General features: G+C 73.5%; 1 protein-coding gene. It reads left to right on the plus strand.

Annotated features, from left to right (window positions below):
• On the plus strand, window positions 1–437 hold a 437-nt coding region (locus tag LPA41_RS41190), incomplete at both ends, for a hypothetical protein (RefSeq protein ID WP_229076920.1).

The raw sequence follows: 437 nt of genomic DNA on the forward strand, positions 1-437 counted from the left end.
TCTTCGGACTGACCTCCGCCCAGGTCTCCGACCTCGAGCTGGTCAGCTCCCAGCCCTTCGCCTCGAGCAGCGCGCGTGCGGTGCTGTTCCGCCAGCGCTTCGGCGACCTGACCCCGGCGCTGGCCAGCATGGTCACGGTGGGCGTCGCCAACGGCCAGATCGCCTACGCCTCCTCCTCGAGCAGCAAGACCACCGGCACCCCGCCGGCGGCGCAGCTCTCGCCGCTCCAGGGCTGGCTCAAGGCGGCCGCCGACGTCGGTCGCGCCATCCCCGGCGGCGACCTCGCCGACATCACCCAGTCCGTCTCCCAGGGCTGGACCCGCCTGCGCGTCCCCGGCTTCGACACCGAGCAGCTGGTCCGGCTGCGTGCGCTGGCCATGGCCGACGGCTCGGTCCGCCCGGTCCTCGAGTCCAACGTCGTCGACGCCGTCACCCTC

Origin of the sequence: Actinoplanes sp. DH11, assembly GCF_020873875.1 — a bacterium.
Taxonomy (GTDB): Bacteria; Actinomycetota; Actinomycetes; order Mycobacteriales; family Micromonosporaceae; genus Actinoplanes.